Source organism: Stenotrophomonas sp. ATCM1_4, assembly GCF_004348115.1.
GTDB lineage: Bacteria > Pseudomonadota > Gammaproteobacteria > Xanthomonadales > Xanthomonadaceae > Stenotrophomonas > Stenotrophomonas capsici.
Genome location: NZ_QPFB01000001.1, coordinates 2642682 through 2655611, shown reverse-complemented (window position 1 = coordinate 2655611; position 12930 = coordinate 2642682). Strand labels below are relative to the sequence as shown.

General features: G+C 66.1%; 13 protein-coding genes and 1 tRNA gene. All 14 read left to right on the top strand.

Annotated features, from left to right (window positions below; translation table 11 throughout):
- Positions 1 to 88: 88 nt before the first annotated feature.
- The 14 genes from acpP (at position 89) to ATCM_RS12145 (ending at position 12865) form a co-directional block, all read left to right on the top strand.
- Positions 89 to 328 (top strand): acyl carrier protein, encoded by a 240-nt coding sequence (acpP, locus tag ATCM_RS12210; RefSeq protein ID WP_132864793.1) that lies wholly within the window; start codon positions 89 to 91, stop codon positions 326 to 328.
- 130 nt (positions 329 to 458) lie between these two features.
- Positions 459 to 1721, top strand: a complete 1263-nt coding sequence (gene fabF / locus ATCM_RS12205; protein WP_132864792.1) for a beta-ketoacyl-ACP synthase II — start codon at positions 459 to 461, stop codon at positions 1719 to 1721.
- A 156-nt stretch (positions 1722 to 1877) separates the two neighbouring features.
- Positions 1878 to 3233, top strand: coding sequence for an aminodeoxychorismate synthase component I (locus ATCM_RS12200; protein ID WP_132864791.1), 1356 nt, complete (start codon positions 1878 to 1880; stop codon positions 3231 to 3233).
- A 70-nt stretch (positions 3234 to 3303) separates the two neighbouring features.
- A complete protein-coding gene (gene mltG / locus ATCM_RS12195; protein WP_132866153.1) occupies positions 3304 to 4365 on the top strand; it encodes an endolytic transglycosylase MltG in 1062 nt (353 codons plus the stop codon).
- Complete coding sequence (tmk, locus tag ATCM_RS12190) at positions 4362 to 5030, top strand: dTMP kinase (RefSeq protein ID WP_132864790.1); 669 nt, start codon at positions 4362 to 4364, stop codon at positions 5028 to 5030. Before mltG ends, tmk begins: the two co-directional genes overlap by 4 nt.
- Positions 5023 to 5982: a DNA polymerase III subunit delta' gene (locus ATCM_RS12185; protein ID WP_132864789.1), complete on the top strand. Its 960-nt coding sequence runs from the start codon at positions 5023 to 5025 to the stop codon at positions 5980 to 5982. Before tmk ends, ATCM_RS12185 begins: the two co-directional genes overlap by 8 nt.
- Positions 5979 to 6332: a PilZ domain-containing protein gene (locus ATCM_RS12180; RefSeq protein ID WP_132864788.1), complete on the top strand. Its 354-nt coding sequence runs from the start codon at positions 5979 to 5981 to the stop codon at positions 6330 to 6332. Before ATCM_RS12185 ends, ATCM_RS12180 begins: the two co-directional genes overlap by 4 nt.
- A 63-nt stretch (positions 6333 to 6395) precedes the next feature.
- Positions 6396 to 6470, top strand: a tRNA-Val gene (locus ATCM_RS12175).
- A 320-nt stretch (positions 6471 to 6790) separates the two neighbouring features.
- A complete protein-coding gene (locus ATCM_RS12170; RefSeq protein ID WP_132864787.1) occupies positions 6791 to 7429 on the top strand; it encodes a hypothetical protein in 639 nt (212 codons plus the stop codon).
- A 485-nt stretch (positions 7430 to 7914) separates the two neighbouring features.
- A complete protein-coding gene (locus ATCM_RS12165; protein ID WP_132864786.1) occupies positions 7915 to 8334 on the top strand; it encodes a VOC family protein in 420 nt (139 codons plus the stop codon).
- An 88-nt stretch (positions 8335 to 8422) separates the two neighbouring features.
- Entirely contained in the window at positions 8423 to 8866 is a 444-nt protein-coding gene (locus tag ATCM_RS12160; protein ID WP_132864785.1) for a hypothetical protein, read from the top strand.
- Between the two features lie 299 nt (positions 8867 to 9165).
- Complete coding sequence (locus ATCM_RS12155) at positions 9166 to 9585, top strand: GNAT family N-acetyltransferase (protein ID WP_132864784.1); 420 nt, start codon at positions 9166 to 9168, stop codon at positions 9583 to 9585.
- A 305-nt stretch (positions 9586 to 9890) separates the two neighbouring features.
- Positions 9891 to 10916, top strand: a complete 1026-nt coding sequence (locus ATCM_RS12150) for a DUF4105 domain-containing protein (protein WP_132864783.1) — start codon at positions 9891 to 9893, stop codon at positions 10914 to 10916.
- Complete coding sequence (locus ATCM_RS12145) at positions 10913 to 12865, top strand: alpha/beta hydrolase (protein WP_132864782.1); 1953 nt, start codon at positions 10913 to 10915, stop codon at positions 12863 to 12865. The genes ATCM_RS12150 and ATCM_RS12145 overlap by 4 nt, the downstream gene beginning before the upstream one ends.
- Positions 12866 to 12930 lie beyond the last annotated feature (65 nt).

Here is a 12930-nt window from a genome sequence, read left to right as displayed (position 1 = left end):
CGGCCCGGCGCTTTCCACTACACTATCCCACGGCCATCACCACGTGGTGGCGTCTTTTGAACCACTACTCCATCTGGAGCGATATCCAATGAGCACCATCGAAGAACGCGTCAAGAAGATTGTTGTCGAGCAGCTTGGCGTCAAGGAAGAAGAAGTCACCAACAGCGCATCGTTCGTCGATGACCTGGGTGCAGACTCGCTGGACACCGTCGAGCTGGTGATGGCGCTGGAAGAAGAGTTCGAGTGCGAAATCCCGGACGAGGAAGCCGAGAAGATCGGTACCGTCCAGGCTGCCATCGACTACGTCAAGGCGCACGTCAAGGCGTAATCCACGCCTGACAGAACGCGGCCGGCATGAACTTCCGCCCGCGTTGCAAATCCATGGGGCCGCGGATGCGGCCCTGTGCTTTTCACCGCTTCAACCCCCGCCCCCGTGAACGGGGCCAGGAGAATCCGCAATGAGTCGTCGCGTCGTCGTTACCGGCATGGGCATGGTGTCGCCGCTGGGCAATGATCTGGCCAGCAGCTGGGAAGGCATCATCAATGGCCGCTCGGGCATTGGCCCGCTGACGAACGTTGCAGATGCCTATCTGGAACGTTTCACCACCAAGATCGCAGGTGAGGTCAAGGATTTCGACATCACCGCCGACAACCCGTTGTTCGGCAAGTTCAGGGTCAGTGGCAAGGATGCCAAGAAGATGGACCCGTTCATCCACTACGGCCTGGGTGCCGCCTTCATGGCGCTGCATGACTCGGGCCTGGAAATCACCGAGGCCAATGCCGAGCGCATCGGCGCCATCGTCGGCGCCGGCATCGGTGGCCTGCTGGGCATCGAGGAACAGACCATCGAGTTCCACGAGGGCAAGAAGATCTCGCCCTTCTACGTGCCCAAGACCATCATCAACATGCTGCCGGGCCAGCTGAGCATCATCACCGGCCTGAAGGGGCCGTCGTTCTCGGCGGTGTCGGCCTGTGCCACGTCCAACCATTCCATCGGCACGGCGATGCGCATGATCCAGTACGGCGATGCCGACGTGATGGTCGCCGGTGGCGCCGAGCGGGGTTCCTCGCCGACCGCCCTGGGCGGCTTCTGCGCGATGAAGGCCATGTCCACCCGCAACGACGCACCGGAAAAGGCCTCGCGCCCGTGGGACAAGGGTCGCGATGGCTTCGTGCTGGGTGACGGTGCCGGCATCCTGATCCTGGAAGAGTACGAGCACGCCAAGGCGCGCGGCGCACGCATCTACTGCGAGCTGGCCGGCTTCGGCGCAAGCTCCGACGCGTACCACATGACCGCACCGAGCGAGAACGGCGAAGGCGCCGCCCGCTGCATGGTCGCGGCGATGAAGGACGCCGACGTCACCCCGGAGCAGGTGGGCTACCTCAACGCGCACGGCACCTCCACGCCGCTGGGCGACCTGGGCGAGACCATGGCGATGAAGACCGCCTTCGGCGAGCATGCCTACAAGCTGCTGGTCAGCTCGACCAAGTCGATGACCGGCCACCTGCTCGGCGCGGCCGGCGGCGTGGAAGCCATCTTCTCGGTGATGGCGCTGGAGACCGGCATCATCCCGCCGACGATCAATCTGGAAGATCCGAGCGAAGGCTGCGACCTGGATTACGTGCCGAACGTGGCCCGCAAGGCACAGGTGGACGTGGTGATGTCCAACGGCTTCGGCTTCGGCGGCACCAACGGCACGCTGGTGTTCAAGCGCATCTAAGCTTTAAGCCCCTCTCCCGCAAGCGGGGGAGGGGTTGGGGTGAGGGCGGCTTTTTTAAGGGCTTTAGCAGCTCCCCCCCCTCGTCCGCCCTCCGGGCACCTTCTCCCGCAGACGGGAGAAGGGAACAGCCTGCATTTCTGACATTTCGGGCCCACGATGCACATCCTCCCCCTGCACGCCGACACCGACCTGCTGGGGCTGCATCGGCTCGCGCCGCATCGCTATCCCGTCCTGCTCGAATCCACCGCTGCCGGCAAGCAGGGCCAGTGGGACATGCTGCTGATCGCCGACGGCGGGCAGCTGCGGCTGGAAGCCGATGGCCAGGTGCATCGTGAAGACGGCAGCGTGCTGGCCGGTACTTTCCTCGACGTCCTTGACCAGCACTGGCAGGCGCTGCGCACCGCGCGCGCGCCGTTGTTCGCTGAATTCCCGTTCCGCGGCGGCTGGGCGCTGCTGCTGGATTACGAATTGGCCGGGCAGGTCGAGCCGATCCTGAACCTGCCGGCGCGCGCCGATGGCCTGCCGTCCGCCGTGGCCCTGCGTTGCCCCGCCGCGATCCTGCGCGAGCGCGACAGCGGGCGCTGCGTGGCGGTGGCCGAGGACGACCATGCCGGGCTGCTGGCCGACCTGCAGCAGCACCTGCAGGACGCCACCGCGCTGGCGCCGTTGCCGCCCTGGCAGGCACCGGCGGACATCACCGAAGACGCCGGCCAGCGTTTCACCGATGGCGTGCGCCGGGTGATCGATTACCTGCATGCCGGTGACGTGTTCCAGGTGAACCTGTCGCGGCGCTGGCAGGCGCACTTCGACGCGGCACTGCCGCCGGAGGCGCTGTATGCGCGCCTGCGCACCGCCAACCCGGCGCCATTCGCCGGCCTGTTCGTCGCCGCCGGGCGGGCGGTGGTCAGCTCCTCGCCGGAGCGCCTGGTATCGGTGAGCGGTGACGTGGTGCAGACCCGGCCGATCGCCGGCACCCGCCCGCGGTTCGCCGGGGACGACGATGCCGCGCGCATCCAGGAGCTGGTCGGCCACCCGAAGGAACGTGCCGAGCACGTGATGCTGATCGACCTGGAGCGCAACGACCTGGGCCGCATCGCCGCGGCCGGCAGCGTCGAGGTCGATGAACTGATGACGGTGGAAAGCTACGCCCATGTCCACCACATCGTCAGCAACGTGCGCGCCCGCCTGCGTCCGAAGGTGACGCCGGGCGAGGTGATCGCCGCCACTTTCCCGGGCGGCACCATCACCGGCTGCCCGAAGGTGCGCTGCATGGAAATCATCGCCGAGCTGGAACAGACCGCGCGCGGGGCCTACACCGGTGCCTTCGGCTGGCTGAACCGGGACGGCGACATGGACCTGAACATCCTGATCCGCACCGCCGAGGTGCAGGGCGCGACGGCGACGTTCCGCACCGGCGCCGGCATCGTGGTCGATTCGGACCCGGCCAAGGAACTGGACGAGACCCGGGCCAAGGCACGCGGCCTGCTGCGGGCGCTGGATCCGGTCGAATGAAGGCTGCCTTTGGCCGGCGTTGCCGGCCACGCGGTATCCTGCGCACCGGATTGAATTGATCGGGGTGACCATGGCGGGTGCCAAGCGCGGATGTCTGGCAGTGCTGGCGGTGGTGGTATTGCTGGTGGCACTGGCCGGCGCTGCGGGTGTAGCGCTGGTGTGGGTGCGGCAGGTGGATTTCGCCGTGACCCCGGTGACCCCGAGCCAACCCAGCGTGGTGGTCGCTTCCGGCGATTCGTTCAGTACCGTGCTCGGCAAGCTGCGCGCGGCTGGCATCGACGAAGGCCATGACCTGCAATGGCAGTGGCTGGCGCGGGAGCTGGATGCGGCCGGCAAGATCAAGGTCGGCGAGTACGCGCTGGAACCGGCGCCCACCCCGGAGGCCCTGCTGCGCAACATGCGCCAGGGCAAGGTGCTGCAGTACCGGGTGACCATCGTCGAGGGTTGGAACATCCGCCAGCTGCGCGCCGCGCTCAACCGCGCCGACCCGCTGCGGCACACCACCACCGACATGAGCGACAGCGAGCTGATGGCGGCGCTGGGCTTCCCGGACCAGCACCCGGAAGGGCGCTTCCTGCCGGAAACCTACGTCTACCAGCGCGGTGACACCGACGTGGACGTGCTCAAGCGCGCCCATGCCGCGATGGAGAAGGAACTGGCCGCGGCCTGGGCCGACCGTGCCGATGACCTGCCGCTCAGCTCGCCGTACGAGCTGCTGACGCTGGCATCGATCATCGAGAAGGAAACCGGCCTGGCCAGCGAGCGCCCGCAGATTGCCGGGGTGTTCGCCCGTCGCCTGAAGATGGGCATGCGCCTGCAGACCGACCCGAGCGTGATCTACGGCATCGGCAGCGCCTACGACGGCAACATCCGCAAGGTGCACCTGACCACCGACACGCCCTACAACACCTACACGCGCGCCGGCCTGACGCCGACGCCGATCGCGATGCCGGGCCGTGATGCCCTGCACGCCGCCGCCCGGCCGGCGGCAGGGGATGCGCTGTACTTCGTCGCCGTGGGCGACGGCAGTGGCGCGCATGCGTTCTCGGCTACCTATGCCGAACACAACGCCGCGGTCGCACGCTACCTGCAGCGGCTGCGCGGGAAGAACAACGAGGCAGTACAACAATGAACCAAGCGTTGCTCCGGCATCCGCGTTTCGTCAGCCTGGAAGGCGGCGAGGGTGCCGGCAAGACCACGGCGATCAACGCCATCCGCGACCTGCTGCGGGCACAGGGCCATGACGTGGTGTTGACCCGCGAGCCGGGCGGCACGCCGTTGGCCGAGCGCATCCGCGGGCTGGTGCTGACGCCGGATGCGGAGATCGCCGCCGAGCCGCTGTCGGCCGAGGCCGAGCTGCTGCTGGTGTTCGCTGCGCGCGCCCAGCATGTGCGGCAGGTGATCCGGCCGGCGCTGCAACGCGGGGCGTTCGTGGTCAGCGACCGCTTCACCGATTCCAGCTACGCCTACCAGGGCGCCGGCCGCGGCCTGGACCCGCAGTGGATCGCCGACCTGGAAAAGCGCGCCGTTGGCCTGCAGCCGGGGCTGACTCTGCTGCTGGACGTGGACGTGGCCGTCGGCCGCGCCCGCGCCAATGGCCGCGACCTGTGGCCGGACCGCATCGAGACCGAGCAGGACGACTTCTTCCAGCGCGTGCGTGCGCAGTTCCGCCAGCGCGCCCAGAACGACCCGCAGCGCTTCAGCCTGATCGACGCCAGCCAGGACCAGGCCGGCGTCGCCGCCCAGGTGCGCGGCGCGGTCAGCCACTGGCTTGAACAGGAGCGCGTGCATGAGTGAGCCCTTCGCCCCCTGGCAGCAATGCGCCTATGACCAGACCGTGGCCGCGCTCGACGCCGGGCGGCTGGGCCACGGCTTGCTGATGTGCGGGCCGGCGGGCATGGGCAAGCGCGCGGTGGCCTTGAAGCTGGCCGAGCACGTGCTTGGGCATGGCGTCGATGCCGCCGTCCGGCAGCGCAATGCCCAGCTGATCGCCGCCGGCACCCATCCGGACCTGCAGCTGACCTCGTTCATCCCGAACAAGACCGGCGACAAGCTGCGCACCGAGATCGTCATCGAGCAGATCCGCGAGATCTCGCAGAAGCTGGCGCTGACCCCGCAGTACGGGGTGGCGCAGGTGGTGATCGTCGACCCGGCCGATGCAATCAACCGCGCCGCCTGCAACGCCCTGCTCAAGACGCTGGAAGAACCGGCGCCCGGCCGTTACCTGTGGCTGGTGAGCGCCGACCCGGCGCGGCTGCCGCAGACCATCCGCAGCCGCTGCCAGCGGCTGGAGTTCCGGCTGCCGCCGCGCGAGGAAGCGCTGGCCTGGCTGCAGGCACGCGGCTACACCGAGGGCGTCTCGCGCGAGGCGCTGGATGCCGCGCGCGGCCACCCGGCGCTGGCCGACCGGTGGCTGCAGGGCGAGGGCATGGCCCTGCGCCGGCAGGTGGCCAGCGAGCTGGAACAGCTGTTGTTGGGCAAGCTGGGCAGCGTCGAACTGGCCCAGCGCTGGACCGGCGACGAGCACGCCGACCTGCGCCTGCGCCATGCCGCCGACCTGGCCCTGAAGAAGGCCGCCGACGGCTTGACCGATCCGGCGCGATTGAACAAGCTGGCCGCCTGGTTTGATGCGGCCAACCGCACCCGCGACCTGCTGCGCACCACGGTGCGCGCCGACCTCGCCGTGGTGGAGCTGCTGCTGGCGTGGAACGCGGCCAACCAGATGCAATCCAAGGGGACCAATCGATGAGTGCGATGAACGCACGCCAGGGCATCCTGTCGCTGGCGGTGAAGGACAAGGCCGCGTTGTACAGCGCCTACATGCCGTTCGTGAAGAACGGCGGCGTGTTCGTGCCCACGCCCAAGCGCTACTTCCTGGGCGATGAAGTGTTCCTGCTGCTGACCCTGCCGGACTCCAGCGAGCGCCTGCCGGTGGCCGGCAAGGTGGTCTGGGTGACCCCGTTGGGCGCGCAGGGCAACCGCCAGGCCGGCATCGGCGTGCAGCTGGCCGACGGCGTGGACGGTGAGGGCATCCGCAACAAGATCGAGACGCTGCTGGCCGGCACCTCGAGCTCGGACAAGCCCACGCAGACGATGTGAAGATTGTTTGTGAAAACCATTGACGTGCTCGCTCAAGCCCCTATAATGAGCGGCTCGCAACACGGGCGGTTAGCTCAGCGGTAGAGCATTGCCTTCACACGGCAAGGGTCACAGGTTCGATCCCTGTACCGCCCACCAAGCGAATAAAAGAAGCCGGCCCAGTGCCGGCTTTTTTGTTGCCCGGGATCTACGATACAAGATCGGAGCCAGTGCTCTGCTGGGTGTTGCCGATGCAGGGCGAGACTTCGGGCTATCGGTGAGGGTTGGTTTCCGCACGTCTTCTGGGGAGCGCGGGCTTGCAGCTACCTAATCGTCGCGTCCGTATTCGTCGCGCGACGAAAACCACGGCGGCAGAGCAGAGTTCTTCCACAACCTGACTTTGACCGCTGTTTTTGGTGAATGTCTGCGAATAGAACTTTGGCAGTAGAACTTCCTGCGGGTACTACTAGGTAGCTATCGTGATCAAAGATATTGCCGTGCTGCTTGATAGGTCTGACACCTTTCACAATGCGCTGCGCATCGTATTGCAAGATGAAACAGAGCGCGCTATTCCGCCCGGTGCGCGCAACAATGCTGCATTCTCCTATGGACACATTGCGTTAGAGCATGGTTCTGCTTTTCAGCACCTCTTATCCGTTGACAATCCAACGTCAGCTTTGGCGCTTGTGCGGTTGCAATATGAGGCCGTGCTGCGAGGGTCATGGGTGTTCTACGCTGCGCCCGATATATGGATTGATTCGTTCGGGTCACAGCCGGGTAGCAATTCTCGGAAAGAGCCGGCTGAGTTTCCCAATGTCTACAAAATGCTTGAGGAACTGGCCGCGTCGCCTGCGGAGCGCGTGCTTGCACAATCGCTGTCGGCGTTGAAGGAGCGAGCGTGGGATGCTCTGAATTCATATACGCATGGCGGTTTGAGGCTTATGGTCAGATCGCTTGACGGCTTTGAACCTGAGTTGTTGGCTTGGATGCTCAGAACAACAAACTCGCTCTCCTACATTGCCGCGCAGTTGCTTGCCCACGTCGCCAATGAACCAGTTAGGAGCAACCAGCTTCTAGCGACACGCAATGCGATGTCAGACTGCATGCACCAAGCCTAGAATAGGAAAGGCCCCGGCAGCGCCTTGGCAACGTTGCGAAACTTCTGTCCATCTTGACCGTGACCAATTTTGGCTAGACGCGGTTTCGCGATTTCCTATGTCGCTTCCGCTGCCGGGGTTTTGTTCACGGAGGCACTCGCCAGCCGATCCCCTTCTACATCGTGCGCTATTCGCCGTTGCGTACCACCTTCAACTCCGGCGGCGCTTTGGTCGCGAATTTGTGACGACCACGCGCAATGACTGCCGCGTTGTCATTATTCGTCTGTTTCTTGCCAACTTCGCCGATGCGGACGTGCTGATATGGAAGAATCTTGAATGCCGCGTCCGCGCGCATGTAATGACGTGCCGGTATCTGCTCGAGTCCCTGCGAACGACGCAGGCTGGTCGGTGTGCTGGAGAGGGTTGAGAACGTTGGACAGAACTATGTCTTGCTGAATGACGTTCCGAACTGGAACCGTGCAGAATGGCCCCCACAGGAGCCTTCCATGCCAAACCCCTTTGTCGTGCAGCGAATCGATCACGTGGTGTTCCGGGTGAGTGACCTGGAGCGGAGCATTGGTTTCTACTGGGCCGTGCTCGGTTGCGAGGTTGTCCGGCGGCGTGAGCATCTGGGGCTTGTCCATCTGCGTGCCGGTGCGTCGATGATCGACCTGGTGAGCCTGGACGGTCCGCTGGGGTCGCGCGGTGGCGCGGCGGCCGGGAAGGAGGGGCGGAATGTCGATCATCTGTGCCTGCGCATCGCGCCGTTCGATGAGGCCAGCCTTGTCGCTCACCTTGAACAGCACGGCGTCTCGGCGGTGGGCAAGGCCGAGGTCAATTTCGGTGCCGAGGGCGATGGCCTTTCGCTGTACTTCCTCGACCCGGATGGGAACACGATCGAGCTGAAGGGGCCGTCGGAAAACTGAGGGGCGATTTGTTTCCGGGAACAGGGGGCAGAGCCAGGTTCATGTTGGCAAGGGCGCCTGTACCGGGGGCTGATTGTGGCAATGGTTCATGAAGGGATACGACTGCGTGAAAACCCCCGGCCAACTGATGGCTATTTCAATCAAGAAAGTCCTGCTGCCCGCATTGCGCCAACTCGGCTTCGGCGGCAGCGGCGTGGCTCACTTCGTTCGCGCCAGTGACGCTCATCGCGACTTCCTGTCGATCCAGTACTGGACGTATGGCGGTAGCTTCATCCTGGAGTTCAGCCGCGTTCCCGCGGCTTGGGTTGATCCGGAGTCCGGCGAAGCGCCGAAGAGGGTGTTCGAGACGGACCCGCTGTTGAGAAAGCGCTTGATCGATACCGAGCAGCACAAGGATTTCCGCGGCTTCAGTTTCAAGGATTTCGGCAGCGAGCAAAGCCGGTACGACCAGTTGGCGGCCTCCGTTGTTGCGTTGTTGCCGCAGATCGAGGCGTGGCTGGAGGACGGGATCCAAGGGCCGAATATCCACTGAAATGCGGCGTCACCCTGCTGGTCTGCGGCGGACTGTCGTGTTGAAACCGCCTGGCCAGTGTCGGCGGGTGGCGTTGCCGGCAAGCGCAGCGCAGGGGTGCCATGACGCAGGCAGGTGCGAGGCGCCCACGCTGACTTGCTGGCCGCGTGCTCGGAACGTAGAGCGTCCGGGTGCCGTGCGTTCCCTCGAACGAGTGGTGCTGGGCGCTAGGCTTGGCGCCCCACCGACGTCACATCGACTTCAGGCGCCAGTCGGCGTCTACTTGCATCTCCGTCTTTCTCCAATCGCGAGTGCAATGAATGAATCCTTCGGCTTCCTATTCCTGCCTGCTGCAGACGCCTTCGGTGCAGACGTACCGCGCGCTTCGGGTGGGTGCCGGGTTGAGTGCCAAGAGCGATGCGGCGGCCGAGCGCGGCTTGCCCAATACCTTGTTCGCGGTGCAGGTGTTGCACGGCGATGAGGTGATCGGGATGGGGCGGGTGATCGGTGATGGCGGCTGCTTCTACCAGGTGGTGGATATCGCGGTGCTGCCCGCGCACCAGGGGCAGGGGCTGGGCAAGCGGATCATGGGCGAGATCATGAAGTACATCGAGGCCGAGGTGCCGGCCAGCGGTTACGTCAGTTTGATCGCCGACGGGCAGGCGCAGGACCTGTATGCGCAGTTCGGGTTTGTCCTTACCGCCCCGCGGTCGGTGGGAATGGCGTACCTGCGGCGCTAACCGGGGCGAGGTGCGCCGCGGGATTGCCGGTCCCGCTGCGCCGGGTTTATCCGGGCTGCGCTGCGAGGGGAATGGCCGTTGTTTCGTCCCGGCCTCCGGGTCAGGGACACCGGTTCCCGTTCGGCGGGCAGGGCCCGGGGCGGTTTCACTCGGCTTTCCGCATTCAGCAGGCTATCTTTACGCCCGCCCGCGAGGGGCCGGTGTCCCTGGCCTGGCGGGCAGGGTATTCCAGGGCGGTGGGTAGCCGCCGATAGCCAGTGCACGGTCGTGCGGAGGTGGGTGTGGTCCAGGAAGGGAAGCAGCGCATGCGCCGCGTGTTGGGAGGTGTGGGCGGAGCGTTGTTGGCGCTGTGTTGCCTGTTGGTGGGTATCTGGGGCGGCTTCGCGCTGTGGTACCAGTTCCCCGGGGGCGTGGTGGCGCGGGTGGTGGCGATCCTGGTGTGGTGCGTGCCCAGCGTATGGGCGGTACGCGCCAGCTTTTCGCCCCGGCGGCGCTGGCATTCGCTGGCGGTGTTCGGCGCGGTGTTCGCGCTGATGCTGGCGTGGTGGTCGACCATCACCCCGCTGCAGGACCGTGACTGGGCCGACGACGTGGCCCAGCCGCTGCACGCGCGCATCGAGGGCGACCGGCTGGTGATCGACAACGTGCGCGACTTCCAGTGGCGCAGCAAGACCGATTACGACGTGCGCTGGGAGCGGCGCGAGTACGACCTGTCGCAGGTGCAGTCGGTGGACATGATCCTGTCCTACTGGATGGGCCCGGCCATCGCCCACACGCTGGTGTCCTTCGGCTTCGCCGATGGCCGGCAGCTGGTGTTCTCGCTGGAGATCCGCAAGGAGCAGGGGGAGTCGTTCTCGGCGCTGGGCGGGTTCTTCCGCAAGTTCGAGGCGGTGCTGGTGGCCTCGGACGAGCGCGACATCGTGCAGGTGCGCAGCAACGTGCGCGGCGAGGATGTCTACCTGTACCGGTTGCAGGGGCTGACACCGGAGAAGATGCGCGAGCTGTTGCGTTTCTACGTGGAGCGCGGGCAGGCGCTGGAGCAGGCCCCGGCGTTCTACAACACGCTTACCAGCAACTGCACCACGGTGGTGTTCGAGCTGATGCGCCGCATCGTGCCGGGCCTGCCGCTGGATTACCGCTTGTTGGCCTCCGGCTACCTGGCCGAATATGCGCAGGATGTCGGCGGGCTGACCCCGGGTGTTCCCTACGAACACCTGCACCGGCTTGGCCGCATCACCCAGCGGGCACGCCAGGCCGATGATGGCCCCGATTTCTCGGCACGGATACGCCAGGGCGTACCCGGCATCCCCCCCCAAGGAAACGTTCCATGAGTCCCACTGCGCAAGCATGGATGCGCCGGCTGCTGCCGGTGATGGCGGTCGCGGCGCTGCTGCTGTCCAGCGGCTGCGCGATGGTGAAGATGAAGTCGGTCACCGCCACCGACCACGTGGCGCTCAAGCGCGGCGACATCCTGACCGACGGCAAGCTCAGCGCGCTGTCGCAGGAAGCGCTGTCGGTGATCGGCCTGACCGCCGGTGCCTGCGGCAAGGACCTGCCGGCCTGCCGGCAGACCGTGGCGACCATCGACGGGCTGCAGACCGAGCAACGGCTCTCGACGCTGGCCGAGCTGTGGATGCAGGAGGCCCTGGCGGTCACGCCCAAGTCCAAGCCCGGGCAGCCGCCGGAGCTGTCGCCCGCGGCACTGGACGCCTGGCTGGAAACGGCGCGCTATTCGTATGCGTACCTGTTCTTCAGTGGCCGCACGCCGGCGCAACGGGCACTGGAAGACCGCCTCACCCAGGTGCGTGACTACTACAACTACGCCACCGAGCAGGCCTCGTCGGTGGTGTTCCAGCGCAGCAAGGCGCGGGCGCTGGAAGGCGAGGACCTGACCAAGCCGGTGCAGGTGGACCGCTGGACCATCCGCAGCGAGTTCGACCAGCTCAACCTGACCGGCATCCCCAGCCAACTGGTGGCCGCCTCGTCGGTGAGCTTTGCCGGCCTGCGCAGTTCCTACCGTCGCGATGGCTTCGGTGCCGAGCTGGTGGTGGTGCTGGAGAAAGCGCCACTGGCGGTGCCGGTGGAAGGCGAGGGCGGGCCGACCCTGCCGGTGTTCAGCGAGATGCCGGCGATCAACGCGACCACGCTGCTGTACTTCAGCGGTGACACGCTGGAGGAAGTACTGGCCACGCGCGACATCCGCCTGGAGGCGTACTCGCCCGACCTCACCAGCACCATCATGTTGCGCGGGCAGGAAGTGCCGCTGGCGGCGAACTTCACCGCCGCCTACGGCGTGTGGCTTGCCCAATCGGGGTTCGCCACCGAGTCGTTGCGCACGCTGTTTGGCCGCGGCGAGGGCATCCGCGAGCCGCATATCTACCTGATGCAGCCGTACGACCCGAACCGCCGCATCATCTTCATGCTGCACGGGTTGGCCAGCAGCCCGGAGGCATGGGTGAACCTGGCCAACGAGATCATGGGCGACCCGGAAATGCGCCGGCACTACCAGGTGTGGTCGGTGTATTACCCGACCAACGCGCCGATCGCGTTGAACCGGTACACGGTGAGCAACGCGTTCAACCAGACCTTGAAGCACTTCGACCCCAACGGCACCGCGCCGGCCACGCATGACATGGTGTTCATCGGCCACAGCATGGGCGGGGTGATCGCGCGGCTGATGCTCAGCAGTTCCGGCGATGTGCTGTGGAACGACGCGGTGCAGCGCTTCAAGCTGGAGGGCGACCGGCTGACGCGGGTGCAGGGCCGGCTCGGGCCGCTGCTGAACTTCACCCCGCAGCCGAACGTGGAACGGGCGATCTTCATCGCGTCCCCGCACAAGGGCACCGATGCGGCGGGCAACCGGTTGGGGCGGATGATCGGCCGGCTGGTGCGGTTGCCGTTCACCATCCTGGGCAAGTTCGGCGAAGTGTTCCTGGAGCTGCAGGAGCCCGGCGAGGCCGGCAAGAAGCCGAAGGAACCGCAGGTCGGCAACAGCATCGAGAACCTCAAGGCCAGCGACCCCTTCATCCGGAAGTCGGCGGACCTGCCGATCGCGCCGGGCCTGAAGTACCACTCGATCATCGCCCAGCGCAAAGCCGACGTGCCCACCGCGCAGTCCGATGACGGGCTGGTGCCGTACTGGAGCGCGCACCTGGACGGCGCGCTGTCGGAGAAGGTGGTGATCTCCGGCCACAGCGTGCAGGAAACCCCGGAGGCGGTGCTGGAAGTGCGGCGCATCCTGCGCGAGGACCTGCGCGAGGTGGACGGCGTGCAGCACTGAGCGCGCCACCTCCGACATCAACGAACAAGGCCACCTCGCGGTGGCCTTGTTCGTTGCGCAAGCGG

Excerpts from the sequence above, each read along its gene's own strand:
- acpP (WP_132864793.1), top strand. The coding sequence starts at position 89 with ATGAGCACCATCGAAGAACGCGTCAAGAAGATTGTTGTCGAGCAGCTT.
- fabF (WP_132864792.1), top strand. The coding sequence starts at position 459 with ATGAGTCGTCGCGTCGTCGTTACCGGCATGGGCATGGTGTCGCCGCTG.
- ATCM_RS12200 (WP_132864791.1), top strand. The coding sequence starts at position 1,878 with ATGCACATCCTCCCCCTGCACGCCGACACCGACCTGCTGGGGCTGCAT.
- mltG (WP_132866153.1), top strand. The coding sequence starts at position 3,304 with ATGGCGGGTGCCAAGCGCGGATGTCTGGCAGTGCTGGCGGTGGTGGTA.
- tmk (WP_132864790.1), top strand. The coding sequence starts at position 4,362 with ATGAACCAAGCGTTGCTCCGGCATCCGCGTTTCGTCAGCCTGGAAGGC.
- ATCM_RS12185 (WP_132864789.1), top strand. The coding sequence starts at position 5,023 with ATGAGTGAGCCCTTCGCCCCCTGGCAGCAATGCGCCTATGACCAGACC.
- ATCM_RS12180 (WP_132864788.1), top strand. The coding sequence starts at position 5,979 with ATGAGTGCGATGAACGCACGCCAGGGCATCCTGTCGCTGGCGGTGAAG.
- ATCM_RS12165 (WP_132864786.1), top strand. The coding sequence starts at position 7,915 with ATGCCAAACCCCTTTGTCGTGCAGCGAATCGATCACGTGGTGTTCCGG.
- ATCM_RS12160 (WP_132864785.1), top strand. The coding sequence starts at position 8,423 with ATGAAGGGATACGACTGCGTGAAAACCCCCGGCCAACTGATGGCTATT.
- ATCM_RS12155 (WP_132864784.1), top strand. The coding sequence starts at position 9,166 with ATGAATCCTTCGGCTTCCTATTCCTGCCTGCTGCAGACGCCTTCGGTG.
- ATCM_RS12150 (WP_132864783.1), top strand. The coding sequence starts at position 9,891 with ATGCGCCGCGTGTTGGGAGGTGTGGGCGGAGCGTTGTTGGCGCTGTGT.
- ATCM_RS12145 (WP_132864782.1), top strand. The coding sequence starts at position 10,913 with ATGAGTCCCACTGCGCAAGCATGGATGCGCCGGCTGCTGCCGGTGATG.